This is a genomic window from Megasphaera sp. An286 (genome assembly GCF_002163455.1).
Lineage (GTDB): Bacteria > Bacillota > Negativicutes > Veillonellales > Megasphaeraceae > Megasphaera > Megasphaera stantonii.
On record NZ_NFIY01000009.1, the window covers coordinates 1 to 23,562 of the forward strand.

Here is a 23,562-nt window from a genome sequence, read left to right on the forward strand (position 1 = left end):
ATACTTTCGTAATAGCAGCCGTCAACGTCGTTTTGCCATGGTCAACGTGACCAATCGTGCCGATGTTAACATGGGGTTTGGTTCTTTCGTAATGTTCTTTTGCCATTTTACTGATTTCCTCCTTTAGGAAAAAATTTACCATCTATATTGTATTCTATCACACAATACTCATTTTTGCTCTGTTTTCAGGAAAAAATAGTATTGCATATAGAAATAACCTCGTAAAACGAGGTTATAAATGTGGTGGCGGCTCGGAGATTCGAACTCTGGACACTGCGGGTATGAACCGCATGCTCTAGCCAACTGAGCTAAGCCGCCATGTTTGGAGCTATTGACCGGGATTGAACCGGTGACCTTATCCTTACCAAGGATACGCTCTACCGACTGAGCTACAACAGCTTACACCGTTCAAAGCATATATACAGTTTTTCTTTACTGCCTTGCAGTAAAAATTTGGTAGCGGGGGCAGGACTTGAACCTACGACCTTCGGGTTATGAGCCCGACGAGCTACCAACTGCTCCACCCCGCGATGATATGGTGGTGGGGGAAGGATTCGAACCTTCGAAGGCAGTCGCCGGCAGATTTACAGTCTGCTCCCTTTAGCCACTCGGGAACCCCACCATACCTGGAGCCGACAATAGGACTTGAACCTACAACCTACTGATTACAAGTCAGTTGCTCTGCCAATTGAGCTATGTCGGCGTATCCTGTCTCACAGAACGTAATTAATTATACTTGATAATCTCGATTCTGTCAAGACATTTTTCAGAAGTTTTTTTACTCTCTTCAAAAGCATTTCTTTTAAAGAAGTCTTTAAAACTGCTGACTTAGATAGTATACTATACTCTATAGAAAAAAGCAAGAGATAAATTCAAATTTTTTGGAGGATACTTCTATATGATAGACAGCACAGATATGAAACGGTTTGCCGCTGCCCTCGGCCTGGACTGCGCCGGCGTCGCCCCAGCCGATTTGCCCCGGCCGCCCTATGCCGAAGAACCGCCGTGCCCGCTGGCCGCCGGCGTAGGAGACGAACGATACGAGCCGCGCCGCATTCTCCCGTCGTGCCGTTCCGTCATCGTCGTCTTAGTTCCGTATTACACGGCCCAGACAGAACAGGCCAATCTATCCCTCTATTGCCGGAGCGCAGACTATCACGCCGTCGTCCGCGCGTATTTAGAGCAAATCGCCGCGTATCTGCAGCGGCAATATCCCGGCAGCGAGCAGCGCTGTGTCGTCGATACGTCCCCGCTGTCGGACCGCTGGCTGGCCTATCAGGCCGGCCTGGGCTTTTTCGGAGACAATCGCTGCCTCATCAACGATACGTACGGCTCCTACGTCTTTATCGGCAGCGTCCTCACGTCCCTGCCCTTCACGCCGGACCAGCCCCTGCAACAGGAATGCTCCCACTGCGGCGCCTGTCAGTCAGCCTGTCCGGGACAATGTTTTTCCGGCGGCGCTTACGATTACAGCTGCTGCAAATCGTATATTACGCAAAAAAAAGGCAGCCTTACGCTGCCAGAAATACAATGTATGGAAAAAACGCCGCTCATCTTCGGCTGCGACGTATGTCAGGAATCGTGTCCGCACAACAGCGTCGTCAAGGCGACGCCTCTTCCGGAATTTTACCAAGACCGCCTGCCGCGGCTTTCCCCTTCAGACATCGAATCGCTGTCGAATAAACAGTTTCAGCAGGCTTTCGGCGACCGGGCTTTTGCCTGGCGCGGCAAAAAAGTGCTGCTCCGCAATCTGGAATACGCGGCTAAGCAGGACGCCGCATCAACTAAAAATCGAAACGACGGCAAAGACGACGTATAACAAGACGAAGGCAGCCAAGACGGCCACGGCGGCCAGGGGCAGCAGCAGGACGGCAATACTTCGTCCCGTTCCCATGGCGTACGTTTCTTTGACGGCCCATACGTCCAATACCAAAGCCCAGACGCCTGCCGCCAGCGACACGGCCTGCACCAGCAGTTCCGGCGCGACGAATACGAAGCTGCCGGCTAAGGTCGCCAGGTTGAGGGGGATTTCCGTGAAGCAGAAGGCCGCCGCCAGGCTTTTCATAGACCCGTTTCGCCCGAGAAGGCGGGCGGCTCCATGATACAGCAAGATGCGCGCGGCAAAACAGAAGGCCGCTCCGCCGTACATAGCTATGGCCGTCCATACTGCCGTATCCTGCCACTGCACCCATACGGACACGACAGAAAGCATCACCGAAAGGGACCAGATGACGATTCCTTCGCGAAGGCGCTGCTCCGGCACGATGACAGCCAGCGTTTCTTTAGGCGATACGACGATACCGTAGGCCAGTGCTAAGGCTTCTTCAATGTAATATCTCATTGCTGCCGTCCTCCTTTCCATATCATGAGGGGGAAGGGAATCCTCTGCCCGGCTTCATACAGCCCTTCAGCCAGAGAAGGCGCCGCTATCCGGCCGGACAGCAGCTGATCCCAGGAGAAGGCGTCGTCGTACGTCACCGTCGCCACCTTGTCCGGATCGGCGTGAATCAGCGTCCCAGCATAGCCCAAGGCATCGTAGTAATTCCCCAGCTCGTCGACGAGGCCCGCCTCCTTCGCCTGCACGCCTGTAAACACCCGGCCGTCGGCCAGGGAGCGGACCTTCTCGCCGTCCATATGGCGCTGCTCGGCCACGACGGCGACAAACTGCTCGTACATATCGTCGACCATATTCTGGGTCAGCCGCCGTTCCTCTTCGGTCATCGGGCGGAAGGGCGAGAAAATATCCTTATGGGGCCCCGATTTGATTTTTTCTTCTCGTACGCCCAGCTTTTCGCTCAGGCCCTGCACATCATAATACGACATATACACGCCAATGCTTCCCGTAATCGTCGAAGGATTGGCGTATATTTTATCTCCATAGGCCGCCAGCCAGTACGCCCCCGACGCAGCCGTATCGCCCATGGATACGACGACGGGCTTACCCGAATCCTTCAGCTTCTGCAGCTCTGCCGCCGCTTCCTGCGTCGCCGCCGCGCTGCCGCCGGGGCTGTTGACGCGCAGCAGCACAGCTTGTACGCTGTCGTCCTGCCTGGCCTTGCGGAACTGGCGCATCAGCGCGCCTGACGTCGTCGAAGACGGGCTTCCCCACGCCATGTCGGCGTCATCGCCGCCGACAATCGGGCCATTGACGCGGATAACCGCTACGCGCGGCTCCTGATACAGCATCCGCACGCTGTCCGAGCGGGACAGGGATCCGGCTGCGGCAACGGCAATAAACAGCACTGCCGCAACGACGCCGGCAATGCGGATCTTTTTCTGCTTTTCCATAGGGCCTCCTCTATACAAAAATAAGGGACGCAAGAGCGGCGGCTCTCTATCCCTTACGCATTACAAACGGTCTTCATGGGTCGTATCCAAATTCAAGAATAAGGTATACTCGCCCTTGAAGTACAGCTTTACAGAACCGACGGGGCCGTTGCGGTGCTTGGCCAGTATGATTTCCGTAATATGCTGGTTTTCCGTTTCCTTATCATAATAATCTTCGCGATATAAGAACGACACGATATCGGCGTCCTGTTCCAGCGCGCCCGATTCGCGCAGGTCGCTCAGCATAGGCCGCTTATCCTGCCGGCTTTCTACGCTTCGGCTGAGCTGCGACAGGGCGATGAGGGGCACTTTAAGCTCCCGGGCCAGGGCCTTCAGCGAACGGGAAATTTCGGAGATTTCCTGCTGTCGGCTTTCGGAGTTGCGCCCCTGCATGAGCTGCAGGTAGTCGACGATGATCAGGTCCAGGCCGTGTTCCGCCTTGAGACGGCGAGCCTTGGAGCGCATCTCCGTCACGGAAATGCCCGGCGTGTCGTCGATATAAATGGGCGCCTGATACAATTTATCGCAGGCGTCGGTCAGCTTCGTCCACTCGTCGTCGCTGTTGAGCTGGCCTGTGCGCAGCTTCTGCGAATCGATGTGGGCGATCTGGCACAGCAGACGCTGTACGAGCTGTTCCTGAGACATTTCCAGGGAAAAGAAGGCCACGGTCTTATGCTGCTTTACGCCTACGTTCTGCGCGATATTCAAAGTAAAGGCCGTCTTCCCCATGCTCGGACGAGCCGCGACGAGGATTAAGTCCGACGGCTGCAGCCCCGACGTTAGGCGGTCTAAATCGCGAAATCCCGTAGGCAGGCCCGTAATACCCGCCTTATTTTCGTACAGCTTGGTGATCTTGTCCAGCGTTTCTTCGACGACGACGCCGACAGGCGCGAAGTCTCCCCGCCGCTTGCTCTCGGAAATCTGTAAGATACGCCGTTCGGCGTCGTCCAGCAAATCCTCCGGCTCTTTCTCGCCGTCGTAAGCCTCCGAGGTCAATTCGGTGCACGTCGTAATGATATTGCGGGCCAAGGCCTTTTCCGCCACGATATTGGCGTGATATTCGATATTCGCGGCCGTCGCGACCAAATTCGGCAGGCTGAGGATGTACTCCAGGCCGCCGACGTCGTCGAGCTTCTTCATGCGCCGCAGCTCTTCCGGCAGGGTGATGACGTCGACTTCCTTGTTGTCATGGTGCAGGTGCTCCATGGCTTCGAAAATCGTCCGATGCACTTCCCTGTAAAAATCGCCGGGCCGCAGCTTTTCCATGGCGGCTACGACGGCGTTATGCTCCAGCATCATCGCGCCGAGCACGGCCTGCTCCGCTTCTACGTTCTGCGGCGGAATCCGCTGCTCCATAGTATATGCACACTCCTACTTTACAAACATAACATCCAATACGTCCTGAATCGTTTCAGCGCAGCGTATATCCAAATCCAGATGGTGTTCCGGAATATCCTGCCCATTGTCCTTAGGAATGACGATGGCCTTCATGCCGGCCTGGCAGGCGCCGTAGGCCTTTTCAAATACGCCGCCGACGGGCTTTACCTGTCCCCGCACGGAAATTTCGCCCGTAACGGCCACATCCTGTCGGATCGGCGTCTGCGTAATAGCCGAGATGAGGGCCGTCGTAATCGCGCAGCCTGCCGACGGGCCGTCGATGTTCCCGCCGCCGACAAAATTGATATTGACGTCGTAATCGGACAGTTCCTTGCCCGTCACGCTGCGCACTACGGCGGCGGCGTTGAACATGGAGTCCTTGGCCATTGAGCCGGCCGTATCGTTGAAGCGGTAATAGCCCTTGCCGGCTTCGCGGGCGGGAAAGGCGACGGCTTCGATTTCAATCGCCGAGCCTAAATATCCCGAAACTCCGAGGCCGAATATTTTCCCCACAGCCGGCACGTCGCTCGCCTTTTCCATGGCGTACGGCGTGAGGCGGCTGATCTGGGACACGCGGTGAATGTGATCCTTCGTGATGACGACGCCGTCCTTGCGGCCGGCCCGATATACGGCCAAGCCGTAAGCGTCGGCCAGAATATTGACGGCTTTGCGCCCTTCGATCGTAAAGGTGCTGATAAGGGCCGCCGCGCCGTCTTCCAAGACTGCGCCCAGCTCCTTTGCCGCGTTTTCTACGATAGTCTGTATATCCGACGGCACGAGGGGCTCGAAAAAGATTTCGGCGCAGCGCGAGCGAATCGCCGGATTGATTTCCCAGGGGCTCCGCGTCGTCGCCCCGATGAGGATAAAATCGGCCGGCGCGCCTTCGGCAAACAGTTTCTTAATATACTTAGGCACGTTCGGGTCTTCTTCGTCGTAATAGGCCGACTCGAACTTCACCCGTTTATCTTCCAATACCTTCAGCAGCTTGTTCAGCAGCATAGGGTCCATTTCGCCGATTTCGTCGATGAACAGGATGCCGCCGTGGGCCTCCGTCACCAGTCCCGGCTTGGGTTCGGGAATCCCCGTGTCGGCCAAATCGCGGCGCGCGCCCTGATAAATGGGATCGTGGACCGAGCCGATGAGGGGATTGGTCATATCGCGCGAATCCCAGCGCAGCGTCGTCCCGTCCGTTTCGACAAAGGGCGCGTCCGGTCCGAAGGGCGTAAAAGGAAGGCCTTTCGCCTCCTGCAGGACGATGCGGGCCGCCGTCGTCTTGCCTACGCCGGGCGGTCCGTACAGCAAAAGATGCTGCGGGTACACGGAAGCCAGCTTGCTCTGCATCGCTTCCACGGCCCGTTCCTGGCCGACGACGGCGCTGAGCTTTTTCGGACGGACTTGCTCCATAATCGATTCGGACAGCTGTATCGTATCGAGCTTCTGCAGTTCAGCCAGCTTGCGCTTCGTCTGCGGCGTCTCTACATCGTGCAGTTCTTCCTTGATAATCTGCATCTTGATTTCCTGCACGTATTCCTGCTGCTTTTCTTCCATCCGCTGGGAAATCTTCTTTTCCAGCCGCTCTTCCACAGCCTGGCGGGCCAGCATTTCAGCCAGTACGATTTCCAGCTCGTTCAATACGTCGATGACCTCGTCGTCCTTCGGGATGCGGTCGTACGACGCGTTTTCATATACGAGGCGCTGCAGGCCGACCAGCCGCTGCCGTGGGTCTTCCGAATGAACATAGGACAGGGCGGCGTATTTACTGGCCCTGAGCACCATCTTTTCCGCCCCTATAAGACCAGTAAAAGCGCCGTAAAGCACGTTAACCTGACGGCGGAGCTCTTCCTCCGCCGTCGGTTCCAGATACTTATGGCGCTGTAACAGTTTATCAAGCAATTCTTTCATAGTATCCCCTTACAGTTTGCCGCAGCTTATCCTTCTACGACATGAACCTTGATGACGCTCGTAATGGTCGGATGCACGCGGATGACGACGTCGTACGTTCCCAGCGATTTAATGGGTTCCTTGATTTCGACTTTCTTCTTGTCGATGTCGATGTCGTACTGGGCCTTCGCCGCTTCGCTGATATTTTTGCCCGTAATCGCTCCGAATACCTTTCCGCCTTCGCCGACCTTTACGGGAATCGTCAGCTCTACCTTCTTCAGCTGGCTGGCCAGGACGACGGCTTCGTCGGACGCTACCTGGGCCTTATGCTTAGCCGCAGCCTGCTTCTGCTTCGCGTCGTTGATGTTTTCCGACGTGCCCGGAGCAGCTAATTTGCGGGGCAGCAGGAAATTGCGGCCGTAGCCTTCCGATACTTCTATGATTTCACCTTTTTTACCCAATTTTTTTACGTCTTGCAATAATATTACTTTCATTCTTTTTCAGTCTCCTTATTTTTATTGATTACGTCCCGCAGGGCCGTCATGACGTCCTGCTGCGCTTCTTCTACAGTACGCTCTTTGAGCTGCGCGCCGGCGACGGTGCGATGGCCGCCGCCGCCTAAGGCTTCCATGACGAGCTGTACGTTAATATCTCCCTTGGAGCGGGCGCTGACGCCGATATTGCCGTCAGGAAGCTCGCAGAACGTAAAGCTGGCGTTTACGTTGTCTATATTGATAAGCATATCGGCGATTTGCGCCGCTACAATGGTCGTGTTCTTTGTCCCCTTCGGGCAGGAAGCCATGGCCACGCCGTCTACGATGCGCGCCTCCGATAAGATGGCCGCCTTTTCCCGGACTGTCGTAAAGTCGGAGCTGAACAACTCCCGCACAATTTCCGGGTCGGCGCCGCTGCGGCGCAGGTAGGCTGCGGCGTCAAAGGTACGGACGCCGGTCTGGACGGCGAAGTTTTTCGTATCGACGATAATGCCGGCATACAGGGCCGTCGCTTCGATTTTTTCCAGCTCTACGTCTTCCTGATAATACTGGAGCAGTTCCGTGACGAGCTCGCTCGTCGAAGAGCTGGACGGCTCCGTATACGTCAGGAGGGGCTTCTTGATAAAGTCGGAGCTGCGGCGGTGATGGTCGATGACGACGCGCCGTTCCGTCTGTTCGATCAAGGCCGGCGCGACGGTCATGTCCGTCCGATGGGTATCGACGATAAACAGCAGCGTCTGGCTGTTGCACAGCTCTTCCGCCGTTTCCGCCGAAATGAGCAAGTCCTTAAAGGCCGGCACGTTGAGTATCTGCGTTTCCAGGCGTCGGATGGCGTCGGTCTGCTTGCTGATGACGATGTGGACGGGCTTGCCGATGATGCGGGCCATGTGAGCCACGCCGACGGCAGCTCCGATGCTGTCGTAATCTTCCCGTTCATGCCCCATGACCAGGACGAGATCGCTCGTGTCGATGAGTTCGCGTATCGCCTGGGCGACGACGCGGGCCCGGACGCGGGTATTCTTTTCGACAGACCGGGTCTTGCCGCCGTAAAAATGAGGCGAGCCGTCTTCTTCATATACGACGACCTGGTCGCCGCCCCGTCCCAAGGCCAGATCCAGCCCGGCCTGGGCCTTGTCGGCCAGCTCGTTGAAGTTGACCATGCCCTGGGTCACGACATCCTTCGGGCAAGCCGCCACGCCCATGCTGAGCGTAACGGGAATGCGGTTGACCGTATGGATCATGCGGATTTTTTCGAGAAAGGAAAAATTATCCTTCTTCAGTTCGTCGAGGGCCTCGCGGCTCAGGCAGGCGAAGTACTTTTCGTTGCCGTACGAACGGACGAAAGCTCCCAGCGACGTCAATTCGTCGATCAGGCAGTTGTTGACATTCGTCCACAGCGTCGTCTGCTGGACCGACGTCATGCCCTTGGCGACTTCTTCCATGTTGTCAATTTCAATATCGCACAGTACCGGCACGGAGGCAATACAGTTCATCTTCTGCGTTTCCGTGTCCGTAATATCTTCAAAATACAAGATGAGGTAGTTGTCGTCTTCCGCCGCTTCCGTCTGCAAATACTTGTAGACGACGCGGTAATACCGCTTATCGATATGTTCGAAAAAGTATCCGAATTTCCCCCAAAATTTATCGATATTTAAATTGGGCATAATATGATCCAGCTTCTGGTCGTTGTCGATATCGCCGATCCAGTCGCGGAACACGCTGTTAGCCCAGCACAGGCTGGACTGCATATCGACGATGGCTATGCCGATGGGCAGGTTCTGCACGGCGTAGGTCGACGCCTGGTCGACGCTTTGGGAAACGGCGTCGAAAAACTGACTGATTTCCCGATTGCGCTCGTTCGTATTTTTCCGCGTCAGCACGTAGGCCCCGATGATCAGTATCAGCGCCAGCAGCGCTATGACCCAATTATATACGGCGATAATAATCAGCAGCAAGACCGTAATGAGGAAAAAGGGCTCCTCGTTTCGTCTTGACAGCATTTCCTTCAGCATATGACTTCCCCCTGGGCATCACATCGTATTGCGTTTCTTGCGATAATTCAAAAGCATGTCCATCAATCCGGCGGCAAAGGCCGCATAGGAAAACACGGGCATGACAAAAAACAAAATGATAATGAGCACCTGCAACCCCGTGCTGATATGAAACCGGCGGTCGAGGAAATAAAACAGGAAGGCCAGGCCCTGAATGCATATAAAGAAAAAGGCGACTTGATTCAAGTTGACGCCGATGATGCTGAGCCACTCGATATCCCGCGTCGTCCCCCAATATTTCATGACCAATGCCAATACATATAAGTATATCACACCACGCGAAATTTCCCAATAACGAATCGGCAAAAAGGGCTTGATGGAAAAGCCTAAGCGAACGAGCACCAGCTGGGAAATTTTGACGTTAATATAGGCGATAACCGCCATGGCCAGGCATAAAAACATGGGAAGCATAGACGGCAGAAGACGCCGCACTTCTTCCAGCTGCGTCCGCGCCTCGGCCAGCTGGATATCGGACATACCGCTGGTTTTATACTGGGCGATCGTATCGGCGACGACCGTATCGAAGGCGCTGTAAATCGCCGCCAGCAAATTGATGTCGAGAACAATATACATAAGTGCGAGAAGAACGCCTGTGGCGGCAATGAGGGCCGCCGCTACGCAGGCCAGCATCTTGGCCGGCGCCCATTCATAGCGGAATCCGGCGCCGATAGCCAGGCCGACAGAGGCAAAGGTAATGAGCTGGGCAACTGCCGTCAGGGGATCGATGAAAATTCCCATGAGGATACCTACGACGACACCGAGCAGCAGCGCCTGGCGCATGCCGTATTTCATATAGATAATCGTCATGGGAATAGGCATGATAAAGTACCCCACAAAGGAAAAGAAGGGCATAAAGGTGCTGAGAAGGGCCAGGATAAGCATGACGGCGGCAAAACAGCCGGCAGTCGTGAGAGGCGTAATGCGCTTTTGTTCCACTGAATCATCTCCTTTCAAGAAAGGCATCTCTACCTGCATAGTAAACAGCGGAGGCGCGCTGGCCTCCGCTGTCTCCGCAGTATTGCATTATACTTCCATAATAATCGGCAAAATCATAGGCCGGCGTTTCGTCTTTTCATACAAGTACCGGCTCAGCGTATCGCGAACCTGCGACTTAATGACCGCCCATTCGCGGATGTTGCCGGCTTCGCACCGTTCGAGGACGGCGGCGACGCGGTCGTGAGCTTCGCTGATCAGCTCTTCCGAATCGCGGACGTAGACAAAGCCTCTCGATACGATATCCGGTCCGGCCAAGGCGTGGCTCGTCCCCTTCGCCAAGGTCATGACGACGATGACGACGCCTTCCATAGCTAATTGCTGGCGGTCGCGGATGACGATGTTGCCGACATCGCCGACGCCGAGGCCGTCGACAAATACGCGGCCGGCGTTGACCCGGCCGGCTTTACTGCCGGAACGGTTGGAAAATTCGAAAATCTGCCCGTTGTCGCCAATGAGGACATGATCTTTTTCGACGCCCATCTGCACCGCCAAATCGCCGTGCTGCTTCAGCATGCGGTATTCGCCGTGAACGGGAATAAAATACTTCGGCCGGATCAAATCCAGCATGAGCTTCAATTCTTCCTGGCTGGCATGGCCCGACACGTGAATCTTCTTATCCCGGCCGGCAACGACGTTGGCGCCCAGCTTCATGAGGTTGTCAATGGTCCGGCTTACTCCCATTTCGTTGCCCGGAATCGGCGTCGCCGAAATGATGACCGTATCGCCCGGCATGATGCTGACGCTGCGGTGATTGTTGGAGGCCATGCGGGATAAGCCGGCCATGGGCTCGCCCTGGCTGCCCGTCGTCAGGATCAGGACCTGGTCGTCGGGATAACGTCCCAATTCGTCGGGCTCGATGAGCACGCCGTCGGGCACGTTCAGATACCCCAATTCAATGGCAATCTGCACGTTGTTGACCATGCTGCGGCCCAATACGGTCACCTTGCGCTTAAACTGCACGGCCGTATTGATCGCCTGCTGAATACGGGAAATATTCGAAGCGAAGGTCGCCAAAATAATGCGTCCCGTCGCAGCCCGGAAGGCCTTGCGGAAGGCGTGGCCTACGGTCGTTTCCGATTCGGTGTAGCCCGGCCGTTCTGCGTTCGTGCTGTCCGACATGAGCAGCAGTACGCCGCGGCGGCCCAGGTCGGCAAACTTGTGGATGTCCATAGGCTGGCCATCCACCGGAGTCAGGTCGATCTTAAAGTCGCCCGTATGGACGATCGTGCCTACAGGCGTCTTAAAATACAGGGCGCTGGCATCGGGAATAGAGTGATTGGTTCGGATAAAGCCCACTTTCATGCAGCCGATCTGTACTTCGTCGCCGTGCTGCACCTCGTTCAATTTGTAATTCGTAATGTGATTTTCCTTCAATTTGCCTTCAATGAGGCCGCATACTAATTTCGTCGCGTAAACGGGAACATTTACTTCATTGAGCAAATATGCCAAACTGCCGATATGGTCTTCGTGACCATGCGTAATGACGACGGCCCTCACCTTGTCCCTGTTTTCAATCAAATAGCTCATGTCAGGGATGACGAGGTCAATGCCAAACATATCGTCGTCAGGGAAAGACAGTCCGGCGTCAATCACGATGATGTCGTTTCCGTATTGGATTACGGTCATATTCTTGCCGATTTCGCCCAAGCCGCCCAATGGAATGACCATCAGCTTTTCTTTCTTAGCCAATTTTTTTACCTCCTGTACTATGAAATTTTATCCGTTCTAACTGTGTATATTGGATTGCCCGTCGGCCTGTGCCGACCTATTCTCCCGTGCAGGCAATCGATGCCAACTGTCTTATCAAAGATGCTTGCGTTCAGATATAACGAACAATAATGGACTTACCCTTCTATCATATTTTCCGTTATTTCTCTTCCTATGTCAATAATATGACTGTAAAATTCTACAATTTAAGGAAAAATTTAGAGTGCCGCAGCCGCCGGTTCATATATCTGCCCCTTTGCTGCCGTGCATCTGCGCAGTTTTCATAAAAAACAGCAGGACCGCAGCGACGATACCGCATACGGTCCTGGTGCCAAAACATATGTAGATGTCTTCTTGCCGCCCTTAGGCCGCTTCTGCTGCAGCGCCGTCTTTATCGGCTTCCGCCGCGTCGTCGGAACCCGGAATCGTTCCCGGAACGGCCGCTTCTTTGACTTCTTTCGGAGCCGTCAAATCGGCGTCTTTCGGAAGGGGCGCGCAGTCGATGGTCATGGAAATTTCGCTGTACTTGATAAACTGTTCCATGACGGCTTTGTTCGCGTCGGACGCGTCGCTTTCAGCCAATACTTCCTGCGCAACGGCGCGCATCTGCGGCGTCAAAGGCATCGTCACCTTGGAAATCCGCTTGGTCTTCGGATCGACGGTTACATTGACAGTTACGTCGCCCGTTTTCTGCAGGGCCTGGAGAACCTTTGCAAAGCCTTCGGCCTGTTCTTTCTTATAGCCGTCGGCAGCCCATTTTTCCTTATCGCCTTCGCGGTACAGCCGGCTTGCGTCATATACGACATCGTACGAATTCTTGCCGGCTGCCGTTACGGATTTCACGCCGGCCAGGACGTTGTGGTCGCCATGGAAGCGCTTGGAAATGGGATCGGCGCTCTTTAATTTGCGGGTTGCCTTTTTCCACGCGTTGTCGTCCTTCGAATCTTCATAGTAGATGTGCAGTACGTCGCCGTCCTGTTCCACATAACTGTGGACGGTCTTCGTGTTGTTCAGGACCTTCGCTACAGCTTCGCTCTTCATCTGGAAGGGTTCAGCCTGCATATCGATGGTGTTGGTCAGGGACACATTGCCCAAAAAAGGCATTTCCATATTGACCTGCAGGACGTATTCGCCTGTCGGTTCAGCCATCATATTGCGGGCCGCTTCTTCGTATACCTGCGACGGAGACGCCGCGAATGCCGCGCCGCTGGCCATAGCCAGGGCCGCGACCGTACAAAGAGCCTTTTTTACACGCATTCTTAAATTCATATTTCATTCCTCCTTGCGCAATAATAACTATTCCCGGAAAAGCCGAGGGACTGCCGGGGAATAACCTGAACACAGAAGCTACATGCCCGCCTTGCGGTACAGGCTGTAGAAATGATGGATAGGCCCGTGGCCTTTTCCAATCGGTTCGGCGTGGCTGATACCGTCGAAGACGTACTGCTTGGCTGCGGCGACAGCGTCGGCAAGATGCATGCCGTTCGCCAGATTGGAAGCGATAGCGCTAGACAAGGAGCAGCCCGTGCCGTGGGTGCTCGTGCTTTCGACGCGGCGGCCTTTGAAATAATGGAAGCCTTCGCCGTCGTATAAGATGTCCGTCGCATCTTCTACGCGGTGGCCGCCTTTGACCAGCACGGCCTTCGCGCCTAAGGCTGCAATGTCTTTGGCCGCCTGCTCCATAGACGAAAAATCAGCAATATGACGTCCCGTCAGCACTTCCGCTTCGGGAATATTCGGCGTCAGTACGTCTGCCAGGGGAATCAACTCCTCCTTCAGCGTCTGTTCTGCTTCTTCGGCCAGTAGCCGATGGCCGCTCGTCGCCACCATGACCGGGTCGACAACGACGAAGGGAGGCTTGTACTGGCGCAGCTTGCCGGCGATAATGCGTATCGTCTCGGGAACGCTGACCATACCGATTTTCACGGCGTCTACCTCTATATCTTCAAATACGGCGTCGATCTGCGATGCGATCATCTCCGGCGTCACGTCCATATATCCCCGCACGCCCTGCGTGTTCTGCGATACGACAGCCGTTATGACGTTCATGGCATAACAACCATGGGCGCAAAAGGTCTTGCAGTCCGCCGCCGCTCCGGCCCCGCCGGACGGGTCCGTCCCGGCAATCGATACTACGTGTTTCATAGGCTATACCTCCTAATTACTATCTATTATTTCTTTATCAGCTTTGCTGCCTTCGGGCTCATATACAGGAGCAGCGACGCCGTGCCCCCGTTGCTGTCAAAGGGATCATAATCAAACAAGGCCATGCTGCCCGTTTTGAACTGTATATCCAGACCGGTCCATGCCTTAGTCCATTGCTCTAAATAGGGCGAATGGCCGACAATGCACACGACATCCCCGTCGCTCCCGCACAGAATATCCTTATAGACGGCGTCCAGATCACCGGCTGCAATGGCCGGATGGGTATGAAAGGCAGTATAGGGAATGCGCGTATCAAAAAACGCCGCCGTTTGACACGTGCGGATATACGGGCTGGCCCACAGGACGGTAGTCCCTTCGGGCCACCACAGCCGGGCGGCGTCGAGCATTGCCGCAGCCTGCTTCTTGCCCTTTTCAATCAGTTCCCGCTTTTTATCGTCCATTCCGTCATGGTACGGCTCGGCTTTGCCATGACGCATCAAACAAACATACATGATTCGTCAATTCTCCTTTGCTCCCGCGTATTTCACTGTACATTGTTTTACGCGGCTTCTTTGAGCTCCTGCGGCTCGCCTAATTTTTATTTATTATACCATAATTCAGCACGCATATATATTGCCCTGACAAAATTGTTAAAAAGCTGTAAAAATTGGCGCCGCCTACATTTCGGCAGCGCCAATAGATGAGCTAGTTCTGTTGTTCTTTCAGCTTTTGTTTCTCTTTATACCGTTTCGTCCATTTCCAGCGATTGTGAAGCCAGAACCATTCGTCGGGATACTTGCGGATATGTGCTTCCAGACGATCGTTCAGCTGCTGCGTAACGTCATATACGATCCGCTTCTTTTCTTCCTTCGACAACGGCGTGTCGGACGTATAAGGCCGAATCGGCGGCAGCGCTTCTACGACGTAATGATAAGGTCTGTCTTCGTGAATGAAAATAGACAATATCGGATAGTTTTGTATGCCGGCCAGCTTCGCCGGGCCGTCGGCCGTCAGTGTATCCCGGCCGAACAGCTTGACCATGATGCCGGCATATCCCGGGTCCTGGTCCATGAGCAGGCCGATATAATGGCCCTTGGCCAAAAAACGTACCATGTCGCGGATGCCCGTCTTATACGTAACGTGCTGCTTCATCATCGCCCGGTATTCGTTGATAAACGTATCCGAGCCCTTATTGTCCTGCTGCTGCGCCACCGATATGAGAGGATAGCCGCTCATCGCCAAATACGCGCCGAGAAGCTCCCAGTTCCCTGCATGGGAAGCCATAAAAATCGCGCCCTCACCGCTCGCCTTGAGCTCGTCGAGATATTCTTTGCCATGAAACACGATTTTTTTATCGAGAATCTCTTTGTCATACACAGGATAGGACAGCACCTCGATGATCATACGGCCGAAGCGCGTCGTACTGGCTTTGGCGATCGCCATCGCTTCGCCGGCATCTGCCGTAAGGCCGCATTCAAGGATTTGATCCCGCGCCAAGATTTTGCGCTTCTTCGGCACAAAGGTCCAGAAAAAGGCGCCGAAAAACGCCCCCAAACCGCGGCGCATGAAAAAAGGAATATGGCAAATCAGAAAGCTGAGACATTTCATGAATGTATACATAGGCAGCCTCTTACATTCCCGCCTTTTTTTCTAATTCGGCAATTTTCTTTTCCAGAGCCTTGATCGTCTTGGCCATTTCAGGCAGACGTTTGATGTAAGCCTGCGTACGGCTCCATTCGATGTGCGGACGGACGGGGAATCCGGCGTAAACCTTATTGCCTTCCATATTTCCTGTAATCCCTGATTTTCCGGCAAATACAGCATTGTCGCCAATCGTAACGTGCCCCGTGCAGCCCGTTTGCCCGGCAAAAATAACGTGGTGGCCGACCTTCGTGCTGCCGGCAATCCCCGTCTGAGCGATAATAAAGCAATCTTCGCCGATTTCTACGTTATGGCCCAGGTGGACGAGGTTGTCGATTTTAGTTCCCGCCGCTACCTTTGTCGAACCAAGCGTCGCGTTGTCAATACACGTGCAGGCGCCGATTTCGACGTCGTCTCCGATTTCGACGTTGCCGATTTGGGGAATGCGCGTATGCTTGCCGTCTTTCGTAGCAAAGCCGAATCCTTCGCCGCCGATGACGGCGTGGGCCCGGATAACGTCGCGTTCTCCCAGAACGCAGTTTTCATGGATAACGGCGCCGGGGAAAATCGTCGTACCGTTACCAATGGAAACGTTGTCGCCAATGAACACGTAGGGATAGATGATGCAGTCTTCGCCGATCTTGACGTTCTTTCCGATAACGGCGTACGCCATAATGGCGGCATTTGCCCCTACAGACGCGCTTTCATCGACAATCGCCGTAGGATGGACGCCCGATTGTACAGACTGGCGAGGATGAAACAGCACAAGGAGCTTGGAAAAAGCCAAGCGAGGATTTTCTACGATCACCAGGGTATTGTCGCCGGCAGGCACTTCTTTTTCAACCATAACGGCGCCGGCGTGGACCTGAGGAAGATATTCCGTATAGGGGTCGACGGCGAAGGTAATATCCTGCTTCCCCGCTTCCGCCAACCCTTTAATATCCGAAATCACGGCGCTGCCGTCGCCAATCACAGTTCCGCCCAAAAATTCTGCTAATTCTTGCACTGTTTTTTCCACAATGTACACTCCTTTTTACTGCAGCTTTGCAATTAACTCATCGGTCACGTCGATGCCGCCGTTAGGCACGGCTTCTTTTACCATGACGATGCCCACTTCTTTTTCTTTAGCTATTTCGCCCAAGTTCGTCTGAATATCCGACATAAACTGCCGCTGCATGCTGGCGGCAAAAATATTCAATTCCTGCTGCGACTGCTGCTGTTTCTTTTGGAAGTCTTCAGCCGACATCGTGCTCTGCGCCTTCTGCAATTCCTCCGTTACGGACTTTTGCTTTTCTTCCGTTTTTTCTTTATATTTCTGTACGAGCGGCGCTTCCTTCCGCACCCGTTCCAAGTCGACGACGCCGACCCGGTCTTCGCCGCCGCATCCGGCAAGCATGCCGACGCACAGGGTTAACAGCGCGGCAGCCGTCAGCCGCTTCCACATTGTTTTCATCGTACAAATCCTCCTACTATCAGCCTAATCTGGCAATAATATCGTCGGTAACATCCCGCGCCGTTCCCACGCCGGCATATTCGCAGAAAATCATCTCTATGCCCTGCTCGTGCGCGACGTCGGCGGCTCTTGTCCTGATATCTGCCAGGATGGCCTCTTTGACATCTTTCATTTTCTTTTCTTTAGCCTGCAGTTTCTCTTTCCACTGCCGGTTCCACTCTTCCGGCTCCGGCCGGTCCTGCAGCGCGCTCAGCTGTGACTGGAAGGCGCTGCGGCTGTCGTCGCGGCGTTTTTCCAAATCGCCTTTTACGGTCTTGGCGTATTCTTCCAACTCTTTCTGCGCCTTTTCCCGATACGGAGCCATTTCCTTATCGATTTCCGCCGCCGTTTCGCCGCTGATTACTACGCTAGGTTCCGCCGATTTCAGCAGCTGCGCCAGCTCCGCTTCAGCGGCCTGCCGTTCTTCCTGGCTCAAGACCAGATTTTGCAACTTCAGCTGCAAATTGACGATTTTTAGCGAATCGGCATTCGAAATCATAGGCTGTGATTTCCTCTTTTCCTGCAGTATCCGGTCGTACTGCTGCTTCAGTCCGTTATTTAACTCCTGTTCCTTCAGCAGCACCTTGGCCTGCAGCTCCTGATTCAGCGCCGCCGTCCCGGCAGCATCCACAGCAGCAAACTGCTGCGACGCAATGCCTTCTGCCGCGGCCTTATGGGAGTAGTTCCACTGCTCAAACTGATATTGGGCAACCATGGCGTTGTATTCCAGCTCCAGCCGATGATATTCGCTGTATCTGGGATGACTCATAACCACGTGCTCCAGGTCGACATAGGCATACGACGGCCCTATCTCCGATACCTGATTTCGTTGTTCCATCGCACGCCAGCCTACGACTATGCAGGCGGCTATGACGACGGCGCCGATAACTGCCGCATATATCCGCTTCATGAGATCTCCTTATTTGGACTGAGAATCGTTCAGCTGCTTCGCTACTTGATCGGTAATGTCCGTACCGCCGTACAGGACGACGCGCTTATCTACGACGAGGCTGAGGCCCTTCGTGCTGGCAACGGAGCCGATAGCCGTATCGACTTTATCCTTCATGCCCTTGAAGATTTCTTCCTGCTTCTGGTTCATTTCTTCCTGCATTTTCTGGAACAGCGCCTGTTTTTGTTCGTCCGTCATGTTCGCAGACTGTTCGTCAAACTGTTTCTGCATGTCTTCGCCGGCCTGCTGAAGCTGTTTCTGTGCCTCTACGGCGTCCTGATTATCCGGCGTGATGACCTTGCTCATATCGACGACGCCGATATTGCTCGACGGCGCAGCGTTGACGGGATTGCCCATCTGCATGACGGCTAAGCCGGCAATACTGAGAACGAAGACGACGGCAATTACGCCGGAAAAAATTTTAATATTTCGTTTTTTACCCATTTCTGACATCATAACGGCATGTACTCCTTTATGTTTACAAATATCCGATGACCCTGAGCCAATTGTCATGGTCGGATATGATATATTCTAACCCGATGTATTCGTGGACGCGGTAGGTCAGGCCGATTTCGTCCTCATGATTTGTCAAATCCCTGTCGAAGCGAAGCATCCATTTTTTGCCCAGGTACTGGCGCACCCATACGTGGCTGCTGTCGTCGTCCGTCTCGTACTGATAACCTAGACGGGTATATTTCCCCCAGCGGTAAAAGTAGCCGGGAATGATATTCCAATCGACGGAGCTGGGCATGAATTCCACCTGCGTATACACCTCGTGATGGCCGCCGATTTTGCGGCCTAAATGGGCTTTTAAAACCGTGTCGTCGCCGCTGTTGTCATCGCGGCCGACGTCGACGTAGGCCCCGGCCTGAATATCGTAAAAATCAGTTCGGGAACGCAGCTGGATCTTTATATTTTCGCCGACTTCCACGACAGGGTCAACTTTCAGCTTGTACTTGCGGATAACCCATTGGCTGTCTACGCTCCGGCGCAGGTCAGCCTGTATATCTCGTTCATGGCGGTGAACAAACGCCACGGGCAGGCCTTCCAGCCCAGCGTAGCGTTCTTCTATGTTCTTGCGGGCGCTGAGGAAAATCACTCTCGGCAGATGTTCCGCCTCAATCGCTACGTCCACATTGCGCACTACAGGCAGCTTCGGCAGCAAGTAAATTTCTACCTCTGCCCTGCGCCCCGGCGTAATGGCGATATGGGGATAAAATTCCGGCAGCTGGCTTTCCAGTTCGCTTTCCATCACCGCTTTTATCGTACCGTCCGCCCAGTCCAGGGCGTCGACAGGCAGGCCGACGAGGAGATTTTCTACGATAGACGAAGCATTGCGCAAATCGCCGTCGGCCAGGCGTCGGCCCATATCGGGAAGGGCGCCGTAATCCACATGCATGGCGACGGATTGAATCGTCTCTCCCCACGGACGGATCTGCACGGCCAACGTCGTGTCCTCGCCCGGCTGAATCTGAATCGATTCCACAGTGTAGCCAATTAGGACCCGATTGACGATATCGTTAATAATCCGGTTATATTCCTCGCCGTTTGCCAGCACCTCGCCGCTGTCATGGGTCAGCAGCACGTGGTTTCCCACGGTTTGAATGCTGGCCGCTATGCGCTTTTGCACCAAGGGCGGCATCTTCTCCTGCACGGAAGAGACGCTGACGCTGACATGAGCGATGGGAGCCGCCCATGCGCTGCCAACGCTGCAGCAGGCGCATACGACTGCTCCCAAGCCCGCTCGAAGTATAGTCGATTTCATTGGTCCGACAGCATTAGAACTTGCCGCCGAAGCTGAAGTGGAACTTGCCGCCTTCATCACCTACACCGTAGTCAAGGCGAATAGGCCCGATAGGTGTCGTAACGCGGAATCCCAGACCGCCAGCTACGTGCAGCTCGTCGTTATCATGGTACCAAGGCACTTTATCCGTGCCGCCCCAGGCGTTACCGGCATCGACGAAGAATACGCCCTGTACTTTTTTAGCGATGGGATAGCGGTATTCGATGGTACCCAAGTACATCTTGTCGCCGCGGAATTCGTCGTCTTCAAAACCGCGAAGGTTATCGGCGCCGCCCAGCGTGAACAGGTCGTTGTACGGCATGTCGCCGTCGGCAATGCCGCCCATGAGGCGAACGGCGATGACGTGGGCATGGCCGACCTTGTAATACAGACGATTTTCGACGATGAACTTAAAGTAGTCGAAATCGCCGCCTAAGCCGTTGCCGGCCCAGACACCCGTAAAGGACAAGCGTTTGCCCCGCGTCGGGTCGAAGACGTTGTCGCGGTTGTCGAATACATGGGACCAGCGCAGGCTGTTCGTGCGTCCGAAGTTATCGTCTAAATATCCGTTGGTTTTGAAGTTTAGATCATCTCCATTGACGATCCCATAGTCTTGGCGATAGTCATACCCGCTGTTATAATCTTTATATTTTGTTTCCTTGGTTTCCAACGTAACGAAATCGCTGACGTATTCGCTGCGGACGCGGCCATAGGTGATATTGAAGCCCCGGGTCTGGCGGTCGTAATCGGCCACGGAATCGCCGTCTTCATCATAGTCTTCATAATCATTTTCGCGGTCAAATAAGCTGAAGCCGATGGAATCGCCATGATCGTTAAGCCACGGATGGGTATAGGAGAAAATATAGTTTTTATTGGAATGGGTTTCGCCGCCGAATTCCCACTGGATGCTGACCTTATCGCCCGTACCGCGCAGGTTCGTTTCGCTCAGGCCGAGAATCCCGACCAGGCCGTCCGAATCGGAATAGCCGGCACCAATCGTAACGGTCCCTGTTTTTTGTTCTACGACGTCGATTTCAACAATGACGTCCTGAGCATTTTTCTGGCCCGGCAGGAGGCGAACGTTTACGTCTTCAAAGTATCCCGTGTTGTAGACGCGCTGAATGCTTCGGCTGGCGACTTCACGATTAAATACGTCGCCTTTCTTAAAACGCAGTTCGCGAAGGATTACCTTGTCTCGCGTCTTCGTATTGCCGCGCAGCGCAATGTCTTCTACATGGACTTCAGATATGCCGATATGGAGAATTCCTTCTTCGTCGAGGCTGACTTCCGACACGCGGTTCAGCATGTAGCCGGCATTATTGTACGTCGTATTGATGGCGGCAATGTCGCGGCTGACAATCGACGTATTGAGCACCGAGCCCGGCGTAATCGTAATGAGCTTTTTGATATCGCCGTCCGAAAGGGACTTATTCCCTGTAATCTCTATGCCGTTGACGACAGGGTTCATCTGAACGGTGTAGTTCAGCTGAACCCCTTCGGGTACGTTGGTAAAGGACGGTTTAACCGTAGAAAAGATGCCCGTCGAGCCGATGACGTTCAAGTCATGGCGGATATAGGCCATATTGACGGCGTCGCCGACGCGCATAGCCAATCGCGGAAGGATGTTTTCCTCGATTTTTTCATCCGGTACCGGGCTGACCGTAACAGACGTAGCCGTCTTGTTGAGGTACGGCGCGACGTCGCTGTCCGATACAAGGCTGCCGTAGGGCAGGTTGACCCCGCCTTCCGGCGGAATGACAGCCATAGGATAGTTGGGAACGCTGGAATCTACGACGAAGTCGCCGATTCTAGCCGGGAACTGTACCGGCGTGCCCGGCAGTTTGGGAGCAGGCGCAGCCGGAGCTGCTGCAGGCTGCGATGCAGCGTCAGATGCTGCAGCCGGAGCCGTTTCAGCAGAAGCCGCTGTTTCCGCGGCCTGAGGCGCAGCTTCATATCCAGTACCTGGAACAGCAACAGGAGCAGCGCTTTCCTGGGAAGAAGCTTCGGCGGCCTTATGAATTTCTTCCGGCGTCTTGCCTTCAGCAATTGCTGCCAGCTCTTCCTCCGTTTCATACCCAGTCAGCCCCGATTGGGCCGCCGCCATCGTATCCTGCGTCGCCTTATCGGCCCGCGCCGTTATCGTCGCATTGACGGCCATCTTTTCAGTGCCCGACATTCCTGCGGCCGAAACGACATCGGCGGCAACGACGTCCTTACCTACTGGTTCATATCCCGTCGCACCGGCAGCCGGAGCCGGCTGCGCCGCCGTTTCGTCGCTTGCCCATACCGGGCAGGTCATCATTGCGCTGGTCATCATCAAGACAAGAAGCTTCTTCTTCCGCGTATTCATACAAAACCTCCATTTATTTATTCTTTACGTCCGTACCGCGCAGGCTATGGCGCGCATCTCGTACGGCCTGCTGTATCTGCGCGTCTGTCAGCACCTCTTTCGGCGCCGGCGCGCTGCGTTGAATCGGCGCGGCAGCTTCTGATGCCGAAGCAGGCGCCGCTGCGTCATCGCGTTGTTCCTGCGAGGCTGTCGGCCTCGCCGCGGCAGCAGACTCTGCATGAACCTGCTGCCCTGCATATGGTTCAGGCTGCGCCGACGCCTTGGCCGGTGCAGCCGGCAATTTCTCAGGAGACTGCTGTACTGCCGGTGCGGCATCCCGTACCGGCAGCGCCGTCGCGGGACTTTCCCTGGTCGCGGCATACCACAATCCGGCGGCCATGACGGCAATCCCCATGGCCGCTGCGACGCGAAGTTTAGCGCGCACCTTCAGGCCATGGCGTTTCCGCAGATTTTTCATCTCGGCTTCTGCCAGCATGAGATTCAGTTCTCCCTGGATTTCAGACTGGCGGTCAAAGGACTGCTCCGCTTTTTCCAGCCACATCTTGGCCGACCGGACATGTTCAGCTATATTATTGCCTGATTTTCCCATATACTGCTGACTCCTTTCTGAACATACCTATAGTATCCTGACATACTGCCTCGTTTGTAACAGAAAAAAATCAGCGAAATTCCTATATTACATGAAAAATACTCCATAAACCTTTAGTTTTCTGCGAAAAACACCTCGGTTACTTTTTTTTGCAGTCGTGAATAAACTGACTGAGCATGCCTCGGACGCGGCGAATCCCTCGTTTCTGCAAGCGGTAGACATAGGGCAGGCTCACGTCCATGTCGCGGGCCAGATATTTCTGCTGCTTATCCTGCAAATACACGCCCTCAAGGACAGTCTGCTCCTTCTGCGGCAGACGCTGCAGCGTCTTGGCTACGTGTTCAAACAGCAATCGTCGCCCCGTCTGCTCTGCAATATCTACGTCTTCGTCAGGAAGCATTTCCCGCAGCGTCAATCCGTTTTCATCAGGCTCGTCGATGGACAAGGACGCCATGCTGCCTTCCTTATTCAGGTAGTCAACGATTTCTCCCCGAATGCGGTGTACGGCAAACAAAGGAAAAGCCACATTGCGCCGGTAGTCAAAGTGCTCGACGGCTTCTATGAGGCCGACCGTCCCTTCCTGTACGGCGTCGGGCAGCAAATCCGCCCGGATGTGCCAGCGCATCGCCTCTTTGAATACGAGAGGCTGATATTGCTCGATGAGCTTTCTGCGGCTGGCCATATCGCCGTCGTCCTTGTACGCCTTCCATAAGGCCCGCTCTTCCTCCGGCGTCAAGAGGGAAATGCGCTTTAATTCTTCTAAATATCGTTCCAGCACGC

General features: G+C 54.5%; 22 protein-coding genes and 5 tRNA genes. 1 reads left to right on the forward strand and 26 read right to left on the reverse strand.

The window, feature by feature from the left end:
- From B5F80_RS05495 to B5F80_RS05520, 6 genes are all read right to left on the reverse strand, one after another.
- Positions 1-106: GTP-binding protein (locus tag B5F80_RS05495; protein ID WP_141630439.1), on the reverse strand; the 106-nt coding region annotated here is incomplete at its 3' end.
- Between the two features lie 135 nt (positions 107-241).
- A tRNA-Met gene (locus tag B5F80_RS05500) sits at positions 242-318 on the reverse strand.
- Positions 319-323: 5 nt separating this feature from the next.
- Positions 324-399: transfer RNA gene (locus tag B5F80_RS05505), tRNA-Thr, on the reverse strand.
- 55 nt (positions 400-454) lie between these two features.
- Positions 455-530 (reverse strand) — tRNA-Met (locus tag B5F80_RS05510).
- 6 nt (positions 531-536) lie between these two features.
- A tRNA-Tyr gene (locus tag B5F80_RS05515) sits at positions 537-622 on the reverse strand.
- A 5-nt stretch (positions 623-627) separates the two neighbouring features.
- Positions 628-703: transfer RNA gene (locus tag B5F80_RS05520), tRNA-Thr, on the reverse strand.
- A 195-nt stretch (positions 704-898) separates the two neighbouring features.
- Here B5F80_RS05520 and queG point away from each other — a divergent pair.
- The gene (gene queG / locus B5F80_RS05525; RefSeq protein ID WP_233127974.1) at positions 899-1,819 is read left to right on the forward strand and encodes a tRNA epoxyqueuosine(34) reductase QueG; all 921 of its coding nucleotides are present in this window, start codon (positions 899-901) and stop codon (positions 1,817-1,819) included.
- On the opposite strand, the gene B5F80_RS05530 is transcribed toward queG, so the two are convergent.
- The 20 genes from B5F80_RS05530 to B5F80_RS05625 form a co-directional block, all read right to left on the reverse strand.
- Positions 1,781-2,341: a YIP1 family protein gene (locus B5F80_RS05530; RefSeq protein ID WP_087477823.1), complete on the reverse strand. Its 561-nt coding sequence runs from the start codon at positions 2,339-2,341 to the stop codon at positions 1,781-1,783. The two genes, queG and B5F80_RS05530, sit on opposite strands and share 39 nt — an antisense overlap.
- Positions 2,338-3,288, reverse strand: a complete 951-nt coding sequence (gene sppA, locus B5F80_RS05535; RefSeq protein ID WP_087477824.1) for a signal peptide peptidase SppA — start codon at positions 3,286-3,288, stop codon at positions 2,338-2,340. Before sppA ends, B5F80_RS05530 begins: the two co-directional genes overlap by 4 nt.
- A gap of 60 nt (positions 3,289-3,348) precedes the next feature.
- Positions 3,349-4,683, reverse strand: a complete 1,335-nt coding sequence (gene dnaB, locus B5F80_RS05540; RefSeq protein ID WP_087477825.1) for a replicative DNA helicase — start codon at positions 4,681-4,683, stop codon at positions 3,349-3,351.
- Between the two features lie 15 nt (positions 4,684-4,698).
- Complete coding sequence (gene lonC / locus B5F80_RS05545; protein WP_087477826.1) at positions 4,699-6,606, reverse strand: Lon family ATP-dependent protease; 1,908 nt, start codon at positions 6,604-6,606, stop codon at positions 4,699-4,701.
- Positions 6,607-6,632: 26 nt separating this feature from the next.
- The gene (rplI, locus tag B5F80_RS05550) at positions 6,633-7,079 is read right to left on the reverse strand and encodes a 50S ribosomal protein L9 (RefSeq protein WP_087477827.1); all 447 of its coding nucleotides are present in this window, start codon (positions 7,077-7,079) and stop codon (positions 6,633-6,635) included.
- Positions 7,076-9,091, reverse strand: a complete 2,016-nt coding sequence (locus B5F80_RS05555; protein WP_087477828.1) for a DHH family phosphoesterase — start codon at positions 9,089-9,091, stop codon at positions 7,076-7,078. Before B5F80_RS05555 ends, rplI begins: the two co-directional genes overlap by 4 nt.
- Before the next feature lie 18 nt (positions 9,092-9,109).
- Positions 9,110-10,066, reverse strand: a complete 957-nt coding sequence (locus B5F80_RS05560; RefSeq protein ID WP_087477829.1) for a YybS family protein — start codon at positions 10,064-10,066, stop codon at positions 9,110-9,112.
- An 87-nt stretch (positions 10,067-10,153) separates the two neighbouring features.
- Positions 10,154-11,815 (reverse strand): ribonuclease J, encoded by a 1,662-nt coding sequence (locus B5F80_RS05565; protein WP_087477830.1) that lies wholly within the window; start codon positions 11,813-11,815, stop codon positions 10,154-10,156.
- Between the two features lie 381 nt (positions 11,816-12,196).
- Positions 12,197-13,102 carry a hypothetical protein gene (locus tag B5F80_RS05570; protein WP_087477831.1) on the reverse strand — a complete coding sequence of 302 codons (906 nt, stop codon included), beginning with the start codon at positions 13,100-13,102 and terminating at the stop codon, positions 12,197-12,199.
- 78 nt (positions 13,103-13,180) lie between these two features.
- A complete protein-coding gene (gene thiD, locus B5F80_RS05575) occupies positions 13,181-13,978 on the reverse strand; it encodes a bifunctional hydroxymethylpyrimidine kinase/phosphomethylpyrimidine kinase (protein ID WP_087477832.1) in 798 nt (265 codons plus the stop codon).
- Positions 13,979-14,004: 26 nt separating this feature from the next.
- On the reverse strand, positions 14,005-14,490 hold the full coding sequence (locus B5F80_RS05580; protein ID WP_239386311.1) for a histidine phosphatase family protein: 486 nt from the start codon (positions 14,488-14,490) through the stop codon (positions 14,005-14,007).
- 193 nt (positions 14,491-14,683) lie between these two features.
- The gene (locus B5F80_RS05585) at positions 14,684-15,598 is read right to left on the reverse strand and encodes a lysophospholipid acyltransferase family protein (protein ID WP_087477834.1); all 915 of its coding nucleotides are present in this window, start codon (positions 15,596-15,598) and stop codon (positions 14,684-14,686) included.
- A gap of 10 nt (positions 15,599-15,608) precedes the next feature.
- Positions 15,609-16,637 (reverse strand): UDP-3-O-(3-hydroxymyristoyl)glucosamine N-acyltransferase, encoded by a 1,029-nt coding sequence (gene lpxD, locus B5F80_RS05590; protein ID WP_087477835.1) that lies wholly within the window; start codon positions 16,635-16,637, stop codon positions 15,609-15,611.
- A 15-nt stretch (positions 16,638-16,652) separates the two neighbouring features.
- The gene (locus B5F80_RS05595; protein ID WP_087477836.1) at positions 16,653-17,072 is read right to left on the reverse strand and encodes an OmpH family outer membrane protein; all 420 of its coding nucleotides are present in this window, start codon (positions 17,070-17,072) and stop codon (positions 16,653-16,655) included.
- Between the two features lie 19 nt (positions 17,073-17,091).
- Positions 17,092-18,021 carry a hypothetical protein gene (locus B5F80_RS05600; RefSeq protein ID WP_087477837.1) on the reverse strand — a complete coding sequence of 310 codons (930 nt, stop codon included), beginning with the start codon at positions 18,019-18,021 and terminating at the stop codon, positions 17,092-17,094.
- A 9-nt stretch (positions 18,022-18,030) separates the two neighbouring features.
- Positions 18,031-18,516, reverse strand: coding sequence for an OmpH family outer membrane protein (locus tag B5F80_RS05605; protein WP_087477838.1), 486 nt, complete (start codon positions 18,514-18,516; stop codon positions 18,031-18,033).
- 22 nt (positions 18,517-18,538) lie between these two features.
- Positions 18,539-19,825 carry a hypothetical protein gene (locus tag B5F80_RS05610; RefSeq protein ID WP_239386312.1) on the reverse strand — a complete coding sequence of 429 codons (1,287 nt, stop codon included), beginning with the start codon at positions 19,823-19,825 and terminating at the stop codon, positions 18,539-18,541.
- Positions 19,826-19,838: 13 nt separating this feature from the next.
- Positions 19,839-22,193, reverse strand: a complete 2,355-nt coding sequence (locus B5F80_RS05615; protein ID WP_087477840.1) for a BamA/TamA family outer membrane protein — start codon at positions 22,191-22,193, stop codon at positions 19,839-19,841.
- A gap of 13 nt (positions 22,194-22,206) precedes the next feature.
- Positions 22,207-22,782, reverse strand: coding sequence for a hypothetical protein (locus tag B5F80_RS05620; protein WP_087477841.1), 576 nt, complete (start codon positions 22,780-22,782; stop codon positions 22,207-22,209).
- 139 nt (positions 22,783-22,921) lie between these two features.
- Positions 22,922-23,560, reverse strand: coding sequence for a sigma-70 family RNA polymerase sigma factor (locus tag B5F80_RS05625; protein ID WP_087477842.1), 639 nt, complete (start codon positions 23,558-23,560; stop codon positions 22,922-22,924).
- Positions 23,561-23,562: the final 2 nt, after the last annotated feature.